22 protein-coding genes and 2 tRNA genes are annotated in these 21,379 nt (G+C 42.6%); 17 read left to right on the forward strand and 7 right to left on the reverse strand.

The annotated features are described in order from the left end of the window. Nucleotides 1-20 precede the first annotated feature (20 nt). The 3 genes from HGG78_RS16425 to HGG78_RS16435 form a co-directional block, all read right to left on the reverse strand. Entirely contained in the window at nt 21-527 is a 507-nt protein-coding gene (locus HGG78_RS16425) for a Fe3+-citrate ABC transporter substrate-binding protein (protein WP_053311008.1), read from the reverse strand. Between the two features lie 201 nt (nt 528-728). Continuing rightward, a tRNA-Arg gene (locus tag HGG78_RS16430) sits at nt 729-805 on the reverse strand. Nucleotides 806-859: 54 nt separating this feature from the next. After that, on the reverse strand, nt 860-1,993 hold the full coding sequence (locus HGG78_RS16435) for a flagellar assembly protein FlgT (RefSeq protein ID WP_053310970.1): 1,134 nt from the start codon (nt 1,991-1,993) through the stop codon (nt 860-862). Between the two features lie 161 nt (nt 1,994-2,154). Between HGG78_RS16435 and HGG78_RS16440 the strand changes: the two genes are divergently transcribed. Both HGG78_RS16440 and flgP read left to right on the forward strand, forming a co-directional pair. Next, nucleotides 2,155-2,790 (forward strand): FlgO family outer membrane protein, encoded by a 636-nt coding sequence (locus HGG78_RS16440; protein ID WP_053310971.1) that lies wholly within the window; start codon nt 2,155-2,157, stop codon nt 2,788-2,790. 9 nt (nt 2,791-2,799) lie between these two features. Continuing rightward, nucleotides 2,800-3,231: a flagellar assembly lipoprotein FlgP gene (gene flgP, locus HGG78_RS16445; RefSeq protein ID WP_053310972.1), complete on the forward strand. Its 432-nt coding sequence runs from the start codon at nt 2,800-2,802 to the stop codon at nt 3,229-3,231. Between the two features lie 69 nt (nt 3,232-3,300). Here the strand turns inward: flgP and HGG78_RS16450 are convergent, their stop codons facing one another. The 3 genes from HGG78_RS16450 to flgA all read right to left on the reverse strand — a co-directional run bounded on the left by HGG78_RS16450 (nt 3,301) and on the right by flgA (nt 4,950). Continuing rightward, nucleotides 3,301-3,726, reverse strand: a complete 426-nt coding sequence (locus HGG78_RS16450) for a flagella synthesis protein FlgN (RefSeq protein WP_053310973.1) — start codon at nt 3,724-3,726, stop codon at nt 3,301-3,303. Nucleotides 3,727-3,758: 32 nt separating this feature from the next. Continuing rightward, nucleotides 3,759-4,079, reverse strand: a complete 321-nt coding sequence (gene flgM, locus HGG78_RS16455; protein WP_053310974.1) for a flagellar biosynthesis anti-sigma factor FlgM — start codon at nt 4,077-4,079, stop codon at nt 3,759-3,761. Between the two features lie 127 nt (nt 4,080-4,206). Then, nucleotides 4,207-4,950 (reverse strand): flagellar basal body P-ring formation chaperone FlgA, encoded by a 744-nt coding sequence (gene flgA / locus HGG78_RS16460; protein WP_080996365.1) that lies wholly within the window; start codon nt 4,948-4,950, stop codon nt 4,207-4,209. Nucleotides 4,951-5,030: 80 nt separating this feature from the next. Between flgA and HGG78_RS16465 the strand changes: the two genes are divergently transcribed. From HGG78_RS16465 to HGG78_RS16535, 15 genes are all read left to right on the forward strand, one after another. After that, nucleotides 5,031-5,957 carry a chemotaxis protein CheV gene (locus HGG78_RS16465; protein ID WP_053310976.1) on the forward strand — a complete coding sequence of 309 codons (927 nt, stop codon included), beginning with the start codon at nt 5,031-5,033 and terminating at the stop codon, nt 5,955-5,957. 10 nt (nt 5,958-5,967) lie between these two features. Next, nucleotides 5,968-6,795: a protein-glutamate O-methyltransferase gene (locus tag HGG78_RS16470; protein ID WP_053310977.1), complete on the forward strand. Its 828-nt coding sequence runs from the start codon at nt 5,968-5,970 to the stop codon at nt 6,793-6,795. Nucleotides 6,796-7,066: 271 nt separating this feature from the next. Continuing rightward, nucleotides 7,067-7,462, forward strand: a complete 396-nt coding sequence (gene flgB / locus HGG78_RS16475; RefSeq protein WP_053310978.1) for a flagellar basal body rod protein FlgB — start codon at nt 7,067-7,069, stop codon at nt 7,460-7,462. Between the two features lie 4 nt (nt 7,463-7,466). Continuing rightward, nucleotides 7,467-7,883, forward strand: a complete 417-nt coding sequence (gene flgC / locus HGG78_RS16480) for a flagellar basal body rod protein FlgC (RefSeq protein WP_053310979.1) — start codon at nt 7,467-7,469, stop codon at nt 7,881-7,883. 17 nt (nt 7,884-7,900) lie between these two features. Continuing rightward, on the forward strand, nt 7,901-8,608 hold the full coding sequence (gene flgD / locus HGG78_RS16485) for a flagellar hook assembly protein FlgD (RefSeq protein WP_053310980.1): 708 nt from the start codon (nt 7,901-7,903) through the stop codon (nt 8,606-8,608). Nucleotides 8,609-8,637: 29 nt separating this feature from the next. After that, nucleotides 8,638-9,942, forward strand: a complete 1,305-nt coding sequence (flgE, locus tag HGG78_RS16490) for a flagellar hook protein FlgE (RefSeq protein WP_053310981.1) — start codon at nt 8,638-8,640, stop codon at nt 9,940-9,942. Between the two features lie 196 nt (nt 9,943-10,138). After that, entirely contained in the window at nt 10,139-10,888 is a 750-nt protein-coding gene (gene flgF / locus HGG78_RS16495) for a flagellar basal-body rod protein FlgF (protein ID WP_171981319.1), read from the forward strand. A 21-nt stretch (nt 10,889-10,909) separates the two neighbouring features. Beyond that, nucleotides 10,910-11,698, forward strand: coding sequence for a flagellar basal-body rod protein FlgG (gene flgG / locus HGG78_RS16500; RefSeq protein WP_053310983.1), 789 nt, complete (start codon nt 10,910-10,912; stop codon nt 11,696-11,698). A 23-nt stretch (nt 11,699-11,721) separates the two neighbouring features. Continuing rightward, nucleotides 11,722-12,501 carry a flagellar basal body L-ring protein FlgH gene (gene flgH / locus HGG78_RS16505; RefSeq protein WP_172533554.1) on the forward strand — a complete coding sequence of 260 codons (780 nt, stop codon included), beginning with the start codon at nt 11,722-11,724 and terminating at the stop codon, nt 12,499-12,501. A gap of 47 nt (nt 12,502-12,548) precedes the next feature. Beyond that, a complete protein-coding gene (locus HGG78_RS16510; protein WP_171981321.1) occupies nt 12,549-13,640 on the forward strand; it encodes a flagellar basal body P-ring protein FlgI in 1,092 nt (363 codons plus the stop codon). A 10-nt stretch (nt 13,641-13,650) separates the two neighbouring features. Next, entirely contained in the window at nt 13,651-14,559 is a 909-nt protein-coding gene (gene flgJ / locus HGG78_RS16515) for a flagellar assembly peptidoglycan hydrolase FlgJ (protein WP_172533555.1), read from the forward strand. Between the two features lie 138 nt (nt 14,560-14,697). Next, on the forward strand, nt 14,698-16,572 hold the full coding sequence (flgK, locus tag HGG78_RS16520; protein ID WP_172533556.1) for a flagellar hook-associated protein FlgK: 1,875 nt from the start codon (nt 14,698-14,700) through the stop codon (nt 16,570-16,572). A 10-nt stretch (nt 16,573-16,582) separates the two neighbouring features. Continuing rightward, the gene (gene flgL, locus HGG78_RS16525; protein WP_053310988.1) at nt 16,583-17,776 is read left to right on the forward strand and encodes a flagellar hook-associated protein FlgL; all 1,194 of its coding nucleotides are present in this window, start codon (nt 16,583-16,585) and stop codon (nt 17,774-17,776) included. A 397-nt stretch (nt 17,777-18,173) separates the two neighbouring features. Further along, nucleotides 18,174-19,313 (forward strand): flagellin, encoded by a 1,140-nt coding sequence (locus tag HGG78_RS16530; protein ID WP_053310989.1) that lies wholly within the window; start codon nt 18,174-18,176, stop codon nt 19,311-19,313. Between the two features lie 645 nt (nt 19,314-19,958). Next, nucleotides 19,959-21,101: a flagellin gene (locus HGG78_RS16535; RefSeq protein WP_172533557.1), complete on the forward strand. Its 1,143-nt coding sequence runs from the start codon at nt 19,959-19,961 to the stop codon at nt 21,099-21,101. A 134-nt stretch (nt 21,102-21,235) separates the two neighbouring features. On the opposite strand, the gene HGG78_RS16540 is transcribed toward HGG78_RS16535, so the two are convergent. Beyond that, nucleotides 21,236-21,320 (reverse strand) — tRNA-Leu (locus tag HGG78_RS16540). Nucleotides 21,321-21,379: the final 59 nt, after the last annotated feature.

The following is a 21,379-nucleotide window of genomic DNA, read 5'->3' on the forward strand; positions in this document are numbered from 1 at the left end:
CTTTATTATTAGAAGGAAGATCATTTCAAATCGATGCTGTTTAACCGGCCCATGTAAACCAGAATATCAAGATAATCTTTGTAGGCTTCCAGCAATGCTTTTTTGGTTTTGGTATAAGCGCCAAGTTTACCGTGTTTGTTGATAGAACAAACGACACTCTGGAACTCACAATTACCTTTATCATCATAGTGGCGCCAAGCTGCGATATAGCAAGGATCTCGAGCATCAGGGTTCTCCTGAGTCGGCCTTGGTTTATTGATAATCTTTGGCTCCAAACTATGAGGAAGGCGAGTCATCAGATAAGGATCTTTTAACAAACGGCGCCAATGCTTGCCCCACATTTCCATTCCTAACTCATTTCTTAACTTAATCGCCTTTTTCAACCCCTTTTTTTCACCAATACGAATGTAACCGACAGAGCGGTGCAGCACCGTATCATCAGGGGTGTGGATGTGAATTTTATAGGCTGTTTTCGCCTTAGAGATAAAGCGGTGACCAGTATTTGTTATCAGGTTACTCTTTTTCATCATCTTATATCGATAGTTCTGTTATTATTTATTTTAGATTATTTGAAGTGGAACGTGTAGTGCGCACTATATATGAATAATAGTCGCTTGAATCAAGGTTGGGTGAGTTTTGAGTAAGAATAGCAGAGCCGTTAGCTGTATTTGGGATGCAAGAGATGAAATAAAGGCTAGCTGGGTTAACTGGCTAGCCTTTATTTTATATGGCGCTCCCGACAGGAGTCGAACCTGTGGCCTGCCCCTTAGGAGGGGGCCGCTCTATCCTACTGAGCTACGGGAGCTGAGGTGGGTAGTTTACTCAACATTTCCATAAAGTTAACCACCTAACTTAAAAATTAAAGCTGTTTGTGCATAACATCGCCAATTTGGATACTGGCGGCAAGGTTTTGTTGGTCAACGCTGAGCTCTGCTTCATTTTCATACACTCTTGTGACTGTCAGTGTGATATCACTTTGCGTCACTTTATTGCGAGGTAACCCTTTTTGGTCGATGAAAGAGCCGGTGTGCCACAGCTGCAATTTATCCCCTGTTTTTACGCCGTGTACTCTTCCTAAATCAATGGTAATGGTATTACCAAACTTTGCGACCACTTCTGGTAAGGTAATTTTGCATGAAAGCTCAGACTCTAGATCCAACATAATATTTCGACTAACACGAAGCATCATGCTGCCATAGGTTGATGCCCAGAAGCGTGCGCTTTTCGTATCAACTTGGCTAGTTTTAGCAAAAGGCCACTTGGCCACTTCACGATAATTACGAGTGAGAACCTCTTGACCCGTTTTTCCATCAAAGACCTGCATCTGTATGGCAAACTGACGGTTAATCACATCATCAAATAACAATTTTTGATCAATTGTTGCCGTTAAATCGGTAATGACACCGCCAAGAATGTATTGCGCTCCTGTATCCTCTGCGATCATGGTTAATCGTTCTGAGTGTTGTTTGTCAATGGAATAGTCAGTGGTGCCAACAGAGACAAAGCTACGAGACTCTTGAGCCAACTGACGATTAATGACTTGAGCAAAGTCATCGCCCACATTATATATTTGCCCCATAACGGCTTGTTGTGGGGAAGCTAGGTCAATATTGCCCACTAAGAACGTCTTTTTATACTGACTTACGTGGCAACCTGTTGCCGAGGGATAAATATCAATTCGTGCTTTGACATACATGACACCTTGGCGTGTTTTATGTTCTTCAACCAATACATAGCGCACTTCGTGGTTAGTAAATTGATATTCATTACGTGAGGATTCTAGTAGTGGTCTTAGGTTACTAATACTACCAATGTCGGCCCCGGCAAAGTTTACCGCCTTATAAATGGCGTCTTCTAGTGCATTCAGGCGAGCGACTTCCTCAGAAGAGACAATTGCTGATGTGCCAGTCACTTCATACCATGCGGCATTTGCCGTTTGAGTAAAGCTTGTTATGTATAGTATTGAAAATAAAACAGAAATAATTTTTTTCATTGTTATTTACCAGTTAGGTATAAATTTTGCTTTTAGAATCTTAGCTGATGTAGGCAATGCATTTTGAAATAGTGACTAATTTTAAAAAGCAAAGAGTGTTCCAGTTTTTATTTTATAAAGTTTGGAGCGAAAGTTGCCTCAGTATATCTGGAGATAAGAGAATGAAAAAATGGCTTTCGATTGTGCCCGTAGTTTTTCTAACTGCCTGCGCTTACGCCCCGATTTATAACGGAAAAGAGCCATACAGTGGTTCACAGTTTATGTTAATGGAGAGTCCACGTCACACGTTGGATTTCTTTGTTGAGAGTATGACCGAAGATCTGATGGTTTCAAACACCAGTGTGTCTGCGCGTACGCCCATTGCTGTGACATCATTTGTGGATTTACAAAGTATGGATTCAACTAACTGGCTAGGTAATTCGGTGTCTGAAGGTTTTATCCATCAGTTCCAGCGTCGTGGTTTTAAAGTCGTAGATTTTAAAACGACAGGTTCAATCCAAGTGACTCAACAAGGTGATTTCGCCTTTAGCCGTGATTGGAAAGACCTAGCACAAGAGCAAGAGATACAATACATCTTGACCGGGACAATGCTGCGACAAGACGGTGGTGTTTTGGTGAATGCTCGTGTGGTTGGAATGCAATCGCGAGTAGTAGTTGCTACAGCGCAAGGCTTTTTGCCTGCAGATCGGATAGGACGAGATTTGGATACTCTGAACAGTATCCGAACGCAAGATGGTGTGTTAATTCGTTCAGATCCAACTATCACGCAACCTTACACGGTCATTCTGCGTCCATAGGAGATAACAATGAAAAAGTTGCTATTGCTTCTGGTTGCAGTGGTTATGGTTGGGTGTCAGCCACTGCAAACAATGAGGGCTGATGATTGGCTTACTGCCGTTGGTTATGCCAGCATTAGTGAGCAAACAGGGCGCAGTGAAGAGGAAAAGCAAGTACGCGCGATGCGTGCTTCTAAAATTGATGCGTATCGTGAGTTGGCCGAGCAGGTCTACGGCATGCGAGTTAGCGGTCGAGCTGAGTTGCAAAATCAACGTTTGGGCACTGAGCTGACATCTGGAGCGGTTGATGGGGTGATTCGTGGTGCTGAAGTGGTACGAAGCTATAAAGTTGGTGACAGTTACGTTACTGAATTACGTCTTGATATTCGTAAAATGGATAAATTACGTGATTATGGCGAGGTTCAACAAGTTCCTGAAAAACGTCAGCAGACACTCTTTTAACTTCACACTCTCTCCAGATCAAAAAAAGCGGCAAATATTGTCGCTTTTCTATTTTTTAACGCATTAAATTTATGCTTTTATGTTCGTACCTAATGTTGATACGGTATGCGTCTTACCGCCTGCATTGTATGTCATGCCTATTTTGCCATGACTTTGCTGCATCAAATTATTCAACTTATTAAAGCTCAATTGAGCACGTTGTAGTGCTTCACCGTTAACCAAGTTTGCTTGTTGGCAGTCATGGACAATCGAACGAATTTGATCAACGAGTTGTGACAGGTTTTCATCTTCAGTCAGGCTCTCGATATGAGGATGTTTAGCAATTCGCTGATCGGTCAGTTGCAGTTGTCCAATTAAGGTCATCTTTTGTTTAGCAATGGCTTCGATTTCTGTGGCGGCACGGCCAGTAATGGCTACTTTTTCTTTTTCAAGTAACTGAGAGAGTTCAAGTGCGTTTTTCAATTGAAAATCGACTAAGTCTTTCAATACAGCCATTATATTTTGCCTTAATTAGTCAAAAACTTGGATTACTCGAAGCCACCCAATTCTTTCTCAAATTTAATCATATTGTCTGCAAGTTTTTCAGGGTCAACCTTATATGAACCATTTGCAATCGCTTCTTTGATCGCTGCTACTTTTGCATTATCAAAACTGGGTTGCGACACCATTTTGTTATGCATCTCACCGATTGCTTTTCCCTGAGAACTCAGTGACACCGCATCTTGATTTTGCGAAGAGCGGGAAACTGCATCGGATGATGATGAAGACGAATTTGATTCGGAACGAGCGGGGTTACGACTTGTCGTCGTTAATGTCTGCCCCGAACGTATGTTATCAATACCTGCCATATGTGAGCCTTATTAATGAAATGGAAACCTGTACAGTCAATATCGACAGTGTATTTAATTACTTTAGCACTTTTTTCTGCTTCACTTCGTTAACAATTTCCACACACTCACTGTAAAACTGAAGGTATTAAAATTGTACCGTTACTTCCGCAATTCCTGTCACTTGTGCATCTATTATACGGTTTGATTTGTCATTTTTCACTTTTATCTGCTCCCCAAGGATACCATCACTGAGAGCTGTTCCTTTAGTTGTGATGCTCATACCTTGTTTTACCGCCTGAATGACAACGCTTTCATTTCGACATACCACACAGATATCATTTTGTTCAATCACATCACCAAGGCGAACATTTCTTTTTACCTTTGCTCCGACTATTCTGTCGGTATCAGAAAAACCTTGTCGACGAAAGCGGTGTAAGTCTACCATGGTCATGGTGACATCTTGTTGGGTGATGATCTGGCCGCGAGACATAGGGGCGGCTGCAGTAACTAACGGTAAAGAAATCATCAGCCTAACTGGAACATAGACTTTCCAATTATCCTCTGTACACTCAACAAGAACGGTAATGTTACTCGCGGTACCATTATTTGATGAGGATGATGTAATTAAAGGCGAGGGGCAGTTGGTGGCGTAAATGCGCTCATCAATGTTGGCAGCTTGTGCGTTTAACTCTCCACCGATAGGCCATTCAACCGTATCTAAAATATGCTGTTGTGCTGCTTGTTGAATTGATTCAATTTGCTCTAAAGTGGCAGAATGCACAGAAAGATTAAAGAAAAACAATAAAAAGCCGATAGATGTGTAAAATTTTCTATAGAAAGCTCTACACTTAGTTATGGAAAGTAGATGTAAGCATATTTGTGGATGCATCGTGCCTTTTCTCTGGTTTCTTCATAGCCTGTAGTAGACTACCACTTTTTAGCACAAAAGTTTGAGATGGAGATGAGCTTATGACGGGTATTCTTGATTCTGTGAATCAGCGTACGCAACTCGTCGGTCAAAACCGATTGGAACTCCTAACGTTTCGCCTGATGGGACGCCAACGTTATGGTATCAACGTATTTAAAGTAAAAGAGGTACTCCAGTGCCCTAAATTGACTTTAATGCCGAATTTACATCGCTTAGTAAAAGGCATTGCTCATATTCGAGGCCAAACTGTTTCTGTTATTGATTTAAGTTTGGCAGTTGGTGGACGTCCAACGACTGATCTTGATAAATGCTTTGTTGTTATTGCTGAGTTTAACCGAACAATTCAAGCATTCTTGGTCAGTTCAGTTGATCGAATTGTGAATATGCACTGGGAAGCGATCCTTCCACCGCCTGATGGTTCTGGTCGAGCAAACTACTTAACGGCTGTCACTAATATAGACAATGAGCTGGTTGAAATTCTTGATGTAGAGAAAATTCTGGCAGAAATTTCTCCTGTCGACGAAACTATGGATTCATCAATTGGTGAGTCTATTGCTCAAGTTGAAACAGAAAAAGAAATTGTGCGCCGTATTTTGATTGCTGATGACTCAACGGTTGCGCGTAAACAGGTACAAAGAGCTATCGAATCAATTGGTTTTGAAGTCGTTTCAGTGAAAGATGGCAAAGAAGCCTATGAGAAACTGGTTGAAATGGCCGCTGAAGGGCCTATTTACGATCAGATTTCATTGATTATCTCAGATATTGAGATGCCAGAGATGGATGGCTATACCTTAACTGCAGAAATTCGACGTAACTCAGATTTAAAAGATTTGTATGTAATTCTTCACTCTTCATTGAGTGGGGTCTTTAACCAAGCCATGGTTGAGCGAGTTGGTGCGAATTCATTTATCGCTAAATTCAACCCGGATGAGCTTGGGAATGCGGTGAAAGCTGCACTAGTTAACTAAAGAGAAATTAATGACAGCTATAACTATAAGCGATCAAGAATATCGCGACTTCAGCCGTTTTTTGGAATCTCAGTGCGGAATTGTACTTGGAGACAGCAAGCAGTACTTAGTGAGAAGTCGCTTAAGTCCTTTGGTTGCGAAATTCAAGTTAACCTCTCTTTCTGATTTGTTGCGTGATGTAGTGACAGGGAGAAATCGTGAACTACGTGTTGCTGCTGTCGATGCGATGACGACCAATGAAACATTATGGTTCCGTGACTCTTACCCCTTTACCGTTTTAGCGGAACGTCTTTTGCCGGAAGTGGCGGCAAAAAAACGTCCTATAAAAATTTGGTCAGCGGCAAGTTCATCAGGCCAAGAACCGTATTCTATGGCAATGACGGTATTAGAAACTCAACAGCGTAAACCGGGGATGTTGCCTAGTGTTTCGATTACCGCTACCGATATCTCCGCCAGTATGTTGGATATGTGCAAGGCAGGGATTTATGACAACCTTGCTTTAGGTAGAGGTCTTTCACCAGAACGTCGTAAAACCTTCTTTGAAGATGCTGGCGATGGGCGCATGAAAATCAAAGATAACGTTAAACGCCTCGTTAACTTTAGACCTCAAAACCTGATGGAAAGTTATGCTTTACTGGGTAAATTCGATATTATTTTTTGTCGTAACGTATTGATTTACTTCTCACCAGACATGAAATCAAAAGTGCTTAATCAAATGGCGAACAACTTAAACCCAGGTGGTTATTTGTTGCTTGGGGCGTCGGAGTCTCTTACGGGGTTAACGGATAAGTTTGATATGGTTCGCTGTAATCCAGGTATCATATATAAATTAAAATAGTAGTTATTCATCTCAGACTTGCCCAGCTTTTGCTGGGCTTTTTTGTTTGGATTTTCGTTTATGTTGAGTTCTGTTTTGAGCGCCTGACTGTTGAGGATCTCTAAAGCGAGGTGTTTTCCGCTGTTCAAGTATCATTACGCCTCTTTTAGAGAAAAGCGGCTTATATTTTGCTAAGGTAGCTAAGATTAAATTCAATTCACCATTTAAAAAGTTGGTACAGTAATTGCTTTAATCTAAGTTGTAACGGTCAGTTCTTATTGTAGAGGTAAACATGGCTATTTCTTTTGACAATGCATTAGGTATTCACCAATACACTGTTGGTGTCCGTGAGCGCAATGCTGAGGTGATTTCCACCAATATCGCACAAGCAAACACGCCTGGCTTTAAAGCAAAAGGAATGGACTTCAGTAGAGCGTTGCAGGCGGCAAGTTCGGGGGCAAGCATTGGGCTTAACCGTACGGATGGTCGGCATATTTCTGCCTCTACCAATGTGACTGGGGAAAGTCTATATCGAACTCCTACCCAGCCGGATACGGGGGATGGCAATACGGTGGATGTGGATTTAGAGCGTAACTTGTTTATGCAAAATCAAATCAGACACCAAGCATCACTCGACTTCTTAGGAAGTAAATTCAAGAACTTAACGAAAGCAATCAAAGGGGAATAATTAGATGAGCCTATTTAATGTGTTCAATGTGACTGGTTCTGCAATGAGTGCTGAATCTGTTCGTCTAAATACAACCTCAAGTAACCTTGCAAATGCGGACAGTGTGAGTAGTTCTGCTAAAGACACTTACAAAGCACGTCATGCTGTGTTTGGCGCTGAGTTAAGTAAAGCACGTTATAACCGAGACCATAATGTGCCAGTGAAAGTATTAGGTATTGTAGAAAGCGATAAGCCGCTGAATGCGGAGTACAACCCAGATCACCCATTAGCGAACGATGAGGGTTATATCTATAAGCCAAACGTTAACGTAATGGAAGAAATGGCTAACATGATTTCTGCCTCTCGTTCGTACCAAACGAACATACAAGTGGCAGATGCAAGTAAACAAATGCTGCTGCGTACGCTGCAGATGGGTCAATAAGGATAAGGAGGTAGCGTATGGCCGGAATTAATAACGTTGGTCAAAGCGGCTTGTCCTATGTTGACCAGCTTAAAAGTCTTCAAGACCAAAAGAAGCCTGAAGATACAACGGGTAAGCAAGACCTTAAACAAGAGGATTTCTTATCGTTGCTCACCAAGCAACTTGCTCAACAAGACCCTTTTAAGCCGGTTAGCAATGACCAGATGATTGCGCAAATGGCTTCATTTGCAACCGTCGATGGTATTGGCAAGATGAACACTCAATTTGAGAGTCTCAACTCGTCAATGACATCAAACCAAGCTCTGCAAGCATCATCATTGGTCGGTCGTGATGTATTAGTACCAGGTGCGGCAGGGATTAAACAAGATGGTCAAGGTATGGCAGCAATGGTTAAGCTTCCTCAAAGTTTGGATAACTTGTTTGTCCGAATTGAGAACGAAGCTGGGCAATTGGTTCGTACCTTTGATGTCGGTGCAAAATCTGCCGGTGACAATCGTGTTGAATGGGACGGTAAAGACCAAAACGGTAATCCATTGCCGGGCGGCAAATACCAAGTGAAAGCTTCGGGTTTGTTGGATGGAGAAAGTAAAGAGTTTGCGGTATCGACCTATGCAAACGTCAATAGTGTTCTCCTTGGTAAAGGTGATGGTAACGTACTGCTCAATCTGGCTGGATTTACATCGCCAGTTAAACTTGCTGAAGTACTAGAAGTTGGCAAAGCGTAGTAAACGCTAGCTAGATAGGAGATTTTGGAATGTCATATATATCTTTAAGCGGTTTATCCGCAGCTCAGTTAGATCTGAACACAACCAGTAATAACATTGCAAACGCAAACACATTTGGCTTTAAAGAGTCTCGTGCAGAGTTTGGTGATGTATATTCAAACTCTTTGTTTACCAATGCCAAGACCACTCCTGGTGGCGGTGTTCAAGCAAACAAAGTGGCACAGCAATTTCATGAAGGTTCCAGTATTTATACCAACAACCCGATGGACTTGCGTATTTCTGGTACAGGCTTTTTTGCGGTCGCGAAAGAGCGTCTCATCCCACAACAAAATGAGTTGACGCGTAATGGTGCTTTCCACCTGAACAAAGACAACTACATGGTAACGTCGAACGATGAGTTTCTACTTGGCTATCAGGTAAACCCAGATACGGGTGATGTGCTTTCTTATGAGCCTCAACCACTGAACATTCCTGCTGAATTTGGTAAACCAAAACAGACCGCGAATATTGACGTTGGTGTTAACTTGCCAGCGAATGGTGAACTGAAAGATCCGACGTTATTTGATTTTAATGACCCGGAAACTTACAACCGTTCAACATCTTCGACTATTTATGACTCTATGGGTCAGTCGTATAAACTCACCACGTATTATTTGAAAGATCAAACTCAAGAGAATACATGGCAAACGTACTATACGGTGTCGGATAAAGCAGGCGAGAAGCCAGTGAATATCGTGGGTGGTGATGCGTCTACACCAACGGGTCATGTTGGTCATACGATGAAGTTTAATAATGATGGTACGCTGGCAAGTCTAAATAACGGCCAAAATATCGTTTCTGAACCGTTAGGCACAGGGGCTAACCCTATCGACCTAAACGGTGCCGATCCAAACCAAACTTTATCATTTAGCCTAGACTCAGCAACGCAGTTTGCCGCTCCATTTCAATTAACGAAATTTGATGAAGATGGTGCAACCACAGGTTTTTTAACCAAAATTGATTTTGATGAAAACGGTAGTGTATTAGGTACTTATTCAAACGGTGAAAACATTATGCTGGGTCGTGTTGGCTTAGTACGTGTACCGAATGAGCAAGGGCTAGATAAGAAAGGCGGTACACAGTGGGATTCTACGCAGTACTCCGGTGATAAAATCTGGGGGGAATCTAACAAAGGATCGTTTGGTACTATCAATAACGGTACGCTTGAGCAATCAAACATCGATATGACGCAAGAGCTGGTGGATTTAATTTCAGCTCAGCGTAACTTCCAAGCGAACTCTCGTTCTCTAGAAGTACATAATCAGCTACAGCAAAATATCCTACAGATTCGTTAATACCGTAACGGTCATTATCTGGAATACCAAGTTAGCGGCAACGTTAACTTGGTATTGTTGCCATTAGCAATGATAATCGGCAGTTTTCTCCCATATCTTCCTCTCTGTTTTTATTTAACCTATTGACTTTTAGGTGAAATAAAAGTTGGCACGTCAATTGCTTTTAATAATCGAACGATGATTATTGGAGCACATTATGGATCGCGCACTGTTTCTCGCCATGAGTGGCGCAAAACAAAACATGCAGGCAATGCAATTAAGAGCGAATAACCTAGCAAACGTCAGTACCACGGGGTTCCGTGCTGATTTGGCGCAAGCCCGCTCAATGCAAGCTTACGGTGATGGGTTACCGAGCCGAGTGTTTAGCATGACAGAACGTCCAGGTCATCGTTTCGATCAAGGCAGTGTTATTACCACAGGTCGAGATCTCGATGTCACCGTCCAAGGTGATGGGTGGATTTCAGTGATGGATAAAACCGGCAGTGAAGGCTTAACTCGCAGCGGCAATCTTAATATCGATCAAAATGGTCTGTTGATGAACGGTAGTGGTCATCTAGTGTTAGGTGAAACGGGCGCTCCGATCACATTGCCGATTCCATTAAGCAAAGTCGAAATTGCCAATGACGGCACCATTTCTGTTCTTCCACAAGGTGCGCCTGCTGATGCAATGGAAATTGTTGATCGTATCAAACTGGTTCGCCCTAATAATCAAACGTTATACAAAGATACCAATGGTCTATTCCGAGCGAAGGACCCAAATGTGGCATTCGAAGCAGATGCCAATGTAAAACTGCTAAAAGGAGCTTTAGAAGGCAGTAATGTCAACGCGGTGAGCGAAATGACGAGCCTGATAGATCTTCAACGTCAGTTTGAAATGCAAGTCAAAATGATGAGTACAGCAGAAGACATGGACAAAGCGTCCGATTCACTGCTTCGCATGAGCTAATAAGCGCAAAAGGAGATTATTATGCAACCTGCATTATGGGTAAGTAAAACCGGGCTTGATGCTCAACAAACCAACATCGCGACGATCTCGAACAACCTAGCGAACGCCTCGACCATCGGTTATAAAAAAGGCCGCGCTGTATTTGAAGATCTATTCTATCAAAACATCAACCAGCCAGGCGGCCAGTCATCGCAAAATACCGAGTTACCAAGTGGTTTAATGCTAGGTGCCGGTTCGAAAGTGGTTGCCACGCAAAAAGTGCACACCAATGGTAATGCACAAACCACCACCAATAGCCTTGATATGATGATCGAAGGTGATGGCTTTTTCCAAATTTTGATGCCAGACGGTAATATTGCCTATAGCCGAAATGGTCAATTTACCTTGAACGATGAAGGCGCAATTGTTACTTCAGGAGCGGGCTACAATTTAGAGCCTGAAATTGTCATTCCACCAGATGCTATCTCAATTACGGTAGGTAATGACGGGGAAGTTTCGGTTCGAGTGCGTGGCCAACAAGATAATCAAGTTGTTGGACAAATTACCACCGTTGATTTTATCAACCCCGGTGGTCTAGAACCTATTGGTCAAAACCTGTATTTACCAACGGGTGCCAGTGGTGACCCTCAAGAAGGGGTTCCAGGCCTTGATGGTCTGGGCGATGTTCGCCAATCGATGCTTGAAACTTCAAACGTGAACGTGACTGAAGAATTGGTCAACATGATTGAAGCCCAACGTGTCTATGAGATGAATTCAAAAGTTATCTCTGCGGTTGATAAAATGATGAGTTTCGTTAACCAACAGCTTTAATGTTTAACTAAGAGAATGCCACGATGAAACGTTTATTGAGCCTAGCTTTTATCACTGTGATGTCTGGTTGTAGCATGTTGCAGCCACCAATAGATACACCTGAAATTGTACAGGGAACAACGGTTGTTGATGCCGTTGAAGGTGACAAAGCATCAGAAGAAAGTTCAGGTTTGGTTGATGCATTACGTAATCGTACTGATCCGCTTGCTGGAGATCCAGCTTGGGCGCCCATCCATCCAAAACAGAAACCCGAACATTATGCGGCTGAAACGGGATCGTTGTTTAATCTTCAGCACATCAACAGTCTATACGATGATTCTAAACCGCGTGGTATTGGCGATATCATTACTGTAAATCTTGATGAGAGCACTAAAGCGGCAAAAAGTGCCGATGCTGATTTATCAAAATCTAACGATTCCTCCATGGATCCACTAGCGGTTGGCGGTAAAGATCTCACTATCGGGGATTATAATTTCTCCTATGCGCTAAAGAATGATAATAATTTTAATGGTAGCTCCGCTGCAAACCAAAGTAACAGTATTTCCGGTTCAATCACTGTTGAAGTCATTGAAGTGCTCGCTAATGGTAACTTAGTGATCCGCGGTGAAAAATGGTTAACTCTCAATACGGGAGATGAGTATGTTCGCTTGAGCGGCACCATTCGTCCGGATGATATCGACTTTGATAACACCATTGCTTCAACTCGTATTTCCAACGCTAGAATTCAATATGCGGGCACTGGCACCAATCAAGATATGCAAGAACCTGGATTCTTGGCACGATTCTTTAATGTCTCTCTTTAGCGTCGACGTTTTGGCGTAAAGAAAATAGAAATTAAGGTAACCAAACCATGAAAAAATTCACACTGTTTGTTTTGAGCCTGCTGTTGATTGCTACTCAAACACATGCTGCTCGTATCAAAGATGTATCTCAAGTCGCAGGCGTACGTAGCAACCAATTGGTGGGTTATGGTTTGGTGACAGGTTTACCAGGTACTGGTGAATCGACGCCTTTTACTGATCAAAGCTTTAATGCCATGCTACAAAACTTCGGCATTCAGTTGCCACCCGGTACGAAGCCTAAAACCAAAAACGTTGCCGCGGTTATTGTTACCGCTGAATTGCCGGCATTCTCTAAGCAAGGTCAGGCGGTTGATGTAACGGTATCTTCCATTGGTTCGGCAAAGAGTTTACGCGGTGGCACGTTAATGCAAACTTTTCTCAAAGGTTTGGATGGACAAGTCTACGCCGTAGCACAAGGTAACTTAGTCGTGAGCGGGTTTAGTGCCAGCGGTGCTGATGGGTCAAAAATTGTTGGCAACAACCCAACTGTGGGGCTAATTTCAAGTGGGGCAATTGTTGAACGTGAAGTTCCTAGCCCCTTTAGCCGTGGCGATTTCATCACCTTTAACCTCATTGAATCTGATTTTACAACGGCTCAGCGCATGGCTGATGCGGTGAATAATTTCCTTGGTCCACAAATGGCAACAGCCGTTGATGCGACTTCAGTGCGTATTCGAGCACCACGAGATGTCGGCCAACGTGTGGCCTTTCTTTCTGCCATAGAAAATATCGAGTTTGATCCTGCGGATGGTTCGGCAAAAATTATTGTTAACTCACGTACCGGTACCATTGTTGTTGGTAAACACGTGCGCTTAAAAACCGCGGCAGTGACTCACGGTGGTATGACGGTTGCAATTAAAGAGAACCTGAATGTGAGCCAACCTAATGCTTTCTCAGGTGGTCAAACAGCGATCGTTCCTGATAGTGAAATTACGGTCACGGAAGCACAGGGTAAAATGTTCAAGTTTGAACCGGGTTTAACCTTAGATGATTTAGTCAGAGCAGTGAATGAAGTGGGTGCTGCACCCTCTGACTTAATGGCGATTTTACAGGCTTTAAAGCAGGCTGGTGCAATTGAAGGCCAGTTGATCATTATCTAAGGAGATGAACATGATTAATAATCCGAATGATATTGGTTTTATTCACGATATCGCCAGCTTAGATAAGCTACGTCAGCAAGCCACGAATGGTGATAAAGACAGCGAGAATGCCGCATTAACGGCTGCAGCTAAACAGTTTGAAGCTATTTTTACCTCTATGCTGTTCAAGTCAATGCGCGATGCAAATGCTGATTTTAAATCGGAAATGTTTAATAGCCAAAATGAAGACTTTTATCGCCAAATGCTCGATGAGCAAATGTCGAGTGAGCTTAGTGCTTCAGGGTCGTTAGGCCTTGCAGATATGATTGTCGCTCAGCTGAGTCAAGGTAAGACTGAGCAACCACCAATAGATAAGCCAACCAACGATGGCTTCCAAGAAGCGATGCGTCGTATTGAGCGTAGTAAAGCTTCAAAAGAGACGATGGAAGCAGAGAGAGTAACCGCTGAGCCAAGTCAATTCGATTCTCCACAAGCGTTTGTAACCTCAATGAAACCTTATGCGGAAAAAGCAGCAAGAGCGCTAGGTGTCGATTCTTCACTACTGTTAGCACAAGCGGCATTAGAAACAGGGTGGGGGCAAAAAGTGGTACAGAATGCACGTGGTAGCAGTAATAACCTCTTTAATATTAAAGCGGATCGCAGTTGGTCAGGCGATAAAGTTGCCACTCAAACGCTAGAGTATCACGACAATACACCTGTGATGGAGAAGGCTGCATTTCGCTCATACGATAGTTATCAAGACAGTTTTAATGATTATGTTCGCTTCTTAAATGATAATCCTCGTTACAAAACCGCGCTAAGTCATGGCGGAAATGATGAATCATTTATTCGTGGTATTCACGATGCTGGATATGCCACAGACCCTCAATATGCAGAGAAAGTATTAAGGGTTAAATCTCAAATAAACTCAATGGAATAACCATTTAACAGCCAGTATTACTGGCTGTTTTTATATCCTATCTTCAATTCTTTTAATTCCATTTATCTGGCATACATATTGCAAATACTAATTTAGATATTCAGTAACTACTGATTTGATTAGGTTTTCGGGGGCAGTATGGCGTCGGATCTTCTGAATTTAGGTACCCAAAGTGTACTTACCGCTCAGAGACAACTTAGCACGACAGGTCATAACATTTCTAATGTTAATACAGATGGTTACAGCCGTCAGTCTGTGATCCAAGGGACCAATGCGCCTCGTCAATACGGTGGTGAAACCTACGGCATGGGCGTGCATGTGGAAAAAGTTCGCCGCTCATGGGATCAATTTGCCGTTAATGAACTGAACCTTTCGACCACCAGTTTTTCTTTCAAAAAAGATGTGGAAGAAAATTTAGACATGTTGTCGAAAATGCTTTCCTCGGTCGCATCGAAAAAAATACCTGAAAACTTAAATGAATGGTTTGATGCCATTAAAACCCTTGCCGATAGCCCAAACGATGTTGGTGCGCGTAAAGTTGTACTAGAGAAAGCTGACTTGCTCACTCAAAACATGAATGATTTCCATGAAACCATTCGCCGCCAATCAGATGTGGCTAATAAGGGGTTGGATCTGGGTATTGAGCGTATTAACCAATTAGCCCTTGAATTACGAGATTTGCAACGTTTAATGATGCGTACCCCCGGTCCACATAACGACTTGATGGACCAACATGAAAAGCTCGTAGCTGAACTTTCTGAGTACACCAAAGTTACCGTGACGCCAAGAAAAAATGCGGAAGGTTTTAATATCCATATCGGTAATGGCCACACTTTAGTGTCTGGTACGGAAGCCAGCCAATTAAAAATGATTGATGGGTATCCTGATGTTCACCAACGACGTTTGGCGATGGTTGAAGGTCAAGGCATTAAACCGATCACATCCAAAGATATTGATGGGAAAATTGGTGCTTTGCTTGATATGCGTGACAAACATATTCCATATTTAATGGATGAACTAGGGCGTATGGCTAACTCATTTTCTTATGAAGTGAATAAGTTGCAATCCCAAGGTTTGGATTTACGTGGCAATGTGGGGCGAGCCATTTTTACTGATGTAAACTCTGATTTAGTGGCACGTTCACGTGTGGTGACATCCAGTAATTCGCAAGCTGATTTAGCGGTCTTCATCGAAGATATATCACTATTGAAAGGCGGAGAGTACTCTCTGCAATTCAACGGCAGTAACTATGTTGCCACTAAACCCAGCGGTGAGCAGGTTAATGTTCCGGTTGTGCGTGACAGTATTTTCTTAGATGGAATGCGAATAGATATTCGCAATGCGCCAGAAACAGGGGAGCGAGTTTTACTGCGTCCAACTCGCAACGGTGCGGCAATCATGAAGATGGCAACCAATGACCCAACGGCAATTGCCGCTCAAAGTTTTGAAGCATCCACTACGTTTGCTCAAGGTACGGCCAAATTTAACATACTTGCGGCGGGGGATGTGCGTGAGTTTGAAGTCGTCGTGTCACCCCAAGGCGATCAGTTTGCAGTAACGGACACTAAGGGCAATATATTGCTCGCGCCACAAGCGTATCCACCATCAAGTCCAGTCACAGTGTTAGGTACTACTTTTGAGTTAACACCTGGCGCGTTGCCCAATGATAAATTTACGGCAAACCTTGTCCCCTCTGAAGGTGATAACGGCAACTTGCGCAAAATGCAGAACATTCAAACCGACAAGAAACTCAATGATAACGAATCAACAGTGCTAGATATTTATCATAACCTCAACACTGATGTTGGTTTGCAATTAGCCACGGCTTCCCGTTTGACCGATGTGTCTAGGCTTGAGAAAGAAGCAGCGCAAGAACGAATCGCTTCTATCTCTGGGGTAAACCTCGATGAAGAAGCCGCCAACATGATGAAATTCCAACAAGCGTATATGGCTTCATCGCGGATTATGCAAGCGGCCAATGACACGTTTAACACGATTTTGCAACTTAGATAGGGGGCGATAAATGTTAACTAGAATATCCAGCTTCCATAATTACCAGTCTGTGCAAAACGATATTCGTCGCCAAGAGTCTAAAGTTCACCATAACCAAGCTCAATTGGCGTCGGGAAAGAAACTATTATCGGCCAGTGATAATCCACTAGCGACTCATTACATTCAAAATGTGGGTCAGCAAGAAGAGCAACTACGCCAGTATTTGGATTCGATTGTTTTAGTCAGAAACCGTCTAGAGCATCAAGAAGTGATTATTGCCAATACGGAAAGTTTCGCAGACCAAGCGAAACGAACGGTAATGGAAATGATTAATGGCTCGTTATCGCCAGAAGATAGAGAAGCGATGGCGCGTGAGTTACAAGAAGTCTCAAATAATGTGCTCAACTTAGCGAATGTTCAGGATGAGTCTGGTAACTATATCTTTGGCGGTACTAAGCCCAAGAACCAACCGTTCTTTAGAGATAACGCTGGTAACGTGACATATGCCGGCGATGATTATCAGCGAAAGATGAAAATCTCCAATAGTTTAGAAGTCCCTTTTAATAATCCAGGAAGCAAAGTCTTTATGGAGATTGATAATCCTTTTGGCGACTATGAGCCAGACTATCAATTAAAAGAGGGGTCTGAATTACTGCTTGAGCGAGCGACAAACTTAAACCCTGACGACCAATCTAGCTACAAAGTTACTTTTGTCGATATGCCTAACGGTAAGTATGGCTATCAATTAGAACAAGATGGCAGTGTCGTCTCTGCGGATGAGTTTGATCCGCAAAAAGGCATTCAATATCAAGATTTAACGATTCATGTGAAAGGACAAATCTCGAAAGGTGATGTTATCTCTTTGGAACCTCGTTCTACATATAGTCTTTTTGATAGTTACAAAGAGGCTATCGCGCTGTCCCAAAGCTCGGTTTCTGATGCGTCATCAACGGCGAAATTACATCAGATAACCGAGGAGTTTCATGCTGCATTTATTCACTTAAATAAAGTGCGTACTGATATTGGTGCACGTTTAAGTACTTTAGATATTCAAGAAGAACAGCATGAAGATTTTAAAATAAGTTTGGCGAAATCGAAGAGTAATTTTGAAGATCTCGATTATGCCGAGGCTGTGATCGAATTTAATGAAAACTCCCGCGCATTGCAGGCTTCGCAACAAGCTTTTGGTAAAACGAAAGATTTAACCCTGTTCAACTATATCTAAACTTCACTGCCTTATGTGCTTAGCCATATGTGCGAAGAATAGAATGTGTTGAAAAATTGGCCTGAAAATTGCTCATATACAATCGAAAGGCAAAGTGGCAACAGAGCGGCAAACGAAAGTGGCAACTCAGTTGTTAAGTAGAAAAGGTTAGATGCATAGTCACAAAAATAGGATGGAAATATTCTTATAAGTGATTAAAAAACAAAGAGTATTGATTTTAATATCAGATGTTTTCAAAGTTGGCATACTAATTGAATTGTTTATATCAGAGTTGATACAACAAGTTTTTAAATCGGCAAATAGCGGATTTAGCAAGTTATTCACGGTCAGTGCTTCCAAATGAGAGTAAAGCTGGCCGCTTCGCAAAAAGCTTGCGAACTCACTAGGAGAGCAAATTATGACCATTACAGTAAATACTAACGTTTCGGCGATGACCGCTCAGCGTTACCTAAATAAAGCATCTAATGAACTGAATACTTCGATGGAACGTTTATCATCAGGTAATAAAATTAACAGTGCAAAAGATGATGCAGCAGGTCTACAAATTTCTAACCGCCTAACTGCACAATCACGTGGTTTGGATGTGGCAATGCGTAACGCCAACGATGGTATTTCGATTGCCCAGACAGCGGAAGGGGCAATGAATGAGTCAACAAGCATCTTACAACGCATGCGTGACCTTTCTTTGCAATCGGCCAATGGTACCAACTCAGCATCAGAGCGTCAGGCGTTGAATGAAGAAGTGAGTGCATTGCAAGATGAGCTAAACCGTATAGCAGAAACCACATCATTTGGTGGTCGTAAGCTACTTAACGGTTCATTTGGCGAAGCTTCCTTCCAAATCGGTGCGAGTTCAGGTGAAGCCATTATCATGGGGCTAACCAGTGTACGAGCCGATGATTTCCGGATGGGGGGCCAATCATTCGTGGCTGACCAAGGGAAAACCAAAGATTGGGGTGTACCGCCCACAGCTCGCGACTTAAAGTTTGAATTCACGACTAAAAGTGGCGAGGCAATTACACTGGACGTTATTGCTAAAGATGGCGATGACATCGAAGAACTTGCTACCTACATCAATGGTCAAACCGACAAGTTAACCGCATCGGTTGATGAAGAAGGTAAACTGCAAATCTTTGCCGCAGAGCCTAATTTGCAAGGTAATTTGACCATATCTGGTGGCCTAGCTACCGAGCTTGGCTTAAATGGCGGGCCAGGCCTGAATTCAACGGTTCAAGATATCGATGTTAGGTCAGTCGGTGGTTCACAAAATGCGGTTGGTATTTTGGATGCGGCGTTGAAATATGTTGATTCACAACGAGCTGACTTAGGTGCGAAACAAAACCGATTAAGTCACAGTATCAACAACTTGGCCAATATCCAAGAAAACGTTGAAGCATCAAACAGCCGTATTAAAGATACTGATTTTGCGAAAGAAACAACGCAAATGACAAAAGCACAAATTCTGCAGCAGGCAGGGACATCAATTCTTGCCCAAGCAAAACAGTTGCCAAACTCTGCAATGTCACTATTGCAGTAATGTTAGGACTCTTCATTAATCTACTCAGACGTGGGTATATTATGAAGGAATCCTTGGCAAAGCATGATTATTGTTGGATATAAAGCTCTCTCAAGATTTACCCTGCTTTATATTTCATTTGATAACCATGCGCCCCGGTCAGTCGGTAATGTGTTCATTTCTCTGATCTCCACATTGGCTCTGACTACCAACTAGCCCCAGTTCTCTCAAAGGAAAAGGGGCTTTTCTTTGTCTAAAAAACCTTCCGATCTCTTCGTTTTCCTATTCTATCCCCTTGCCACACGACGCTTCAGTGGTGTTGGCTACGTTGGTTCACTCGAATCATATCAGTCTATCTATGCTCATGGGGATGAACGCATTTGCCATCAGTCTGTAACTTCAAGTTGTTTGATTATATTGCCATTAATGCTACCGACGGATATCGACAAAGCTTTAGCTCTATTTTTATGATTTCTTGAGTTTTTGCCATTGAAGTCCCGTTTTTTATTCAACTTGGTTATTTTTTAAGAAATATCCATTTCGCTGCTAAAGGAATCGTCATAGCAGTCGCTAATACTAGTAACTTTGAGAGAACTACCTGGTTATCCGAGACGTCGGAAACCGTTCCAAGTTACGCTACGTCGGATAATCATTAGGAGAACCACTATGGCGGTTAATGTAAATACAAACGTTTCAGCAATGACAGCACAACGCTACTTAAACAGTGCAAGCAATGCGCAACAGTCATCAATGGAACGTCTATCATCAGGCTTCAAAATCAACAGTGCGAAAGACGATGCAGCGGGTCTACAGATCTCTAACCGTTTAAACGTACAAAGTCGTGGTCTAGATGTTGCGGTGCGCAACGCGAATGATGGTGTTTCAATTGCACAAACAGCAGAAGGTGCAATGAACGAAACTACGAACATTCTACAACGTATGCGTGATCTTTCTCTACAATCTGCTAACGGTTCAAACTCTAAGTCTGAGCGTGTTGCGATTCAAGAAGAAGTGACTGCACTTAATGATGAGTTAAACCGTATTGCGGAAACTACATCATTCGGTGGTAATAAACTGCTTAACGGTACCTTTGCAACCAAGTCGTTCCAAATCGGTGCTGATAATGGTGAAGCGGTAATGTTAACGCTGAACAATATGCGCAGCGATGACAGTGCAATGGGCGGAACAAGTTTTGTTGCGACTAATGGTCAGGATAAAGATTGGGCCATTGGCGCGACTGGTAATGACTTGAGTATCGCTTTGACTGATTCTGACGGAAATGCTCAAACTATCGCTATCACGGCAAAAGAAGGCGATGATATTGAGCAGCTAGCAACCTATATCAATGGTCAGACTGATATGGTTAAAGCATCGGTAGATGAAGACGGTAAACTGCAAGTTTTTGCCGATGGTAATGATATCGACACTAGCTCTGTAGCGTTTACGGGTTCTCTTGCGACTGAACTAGGGCTTGATACACCAACTACTAAGGATGTTACAGTTAACAATATTGACGTAAGAACTGTTGGTGGATCACAAGAGTCGGTTGCCATTCTTGATGCCGCGCTAAAAAATGTGGATAGCCACCGTGCAGAGTTGGGTGCATTCCAAAACCGTTTTGGCCATGCGATTAACAACTTAGATAACATTAACGAAAATGTGAATGCTTCTAAGAGCCGCATTAAAGATACAGATTTTGCCAAAGAAACGACTGCACTGACTAAAGCTCAGATCCTTTCTCAAGCATCAAGTTCAGTATTGGCTCAAGCGAAACAAGCACCAAATGCTGCTCTTGGTCTACTTGGCTAAGGCTAATACTAATGAAGAATCCAGCTACGGCTGGATTTTTTTTGATTGGATAATGTTGAAATGGAAGATGTGGGCGACAGGAATATCACATCTAGTGAAAAAGAAAAAACCCAGCAAAGCTGGGTTTCTAATAATGGTGCGGAAGGAGAGACTTGAACTCTCACACCTTGCGGCGCCAGAACCTAAATCTGGTGCGTCTACCAATTTCGCCACTTCCGCAACTTATTCTGTAGATTAACTGGAAATTGGAGATCCAATCAATCGTTGTCATGTTCAGC

The organism is Vibrio aestuarianus (assembly GCF_012395185.1).
Taxonomy (GTDB): domain Bacteria; phylum Pseudomonadota; class Gammaproteobacteria; order Enterobacterales; family Vibrionaceae; genus Vibrio; species Vibrio aestuarianus.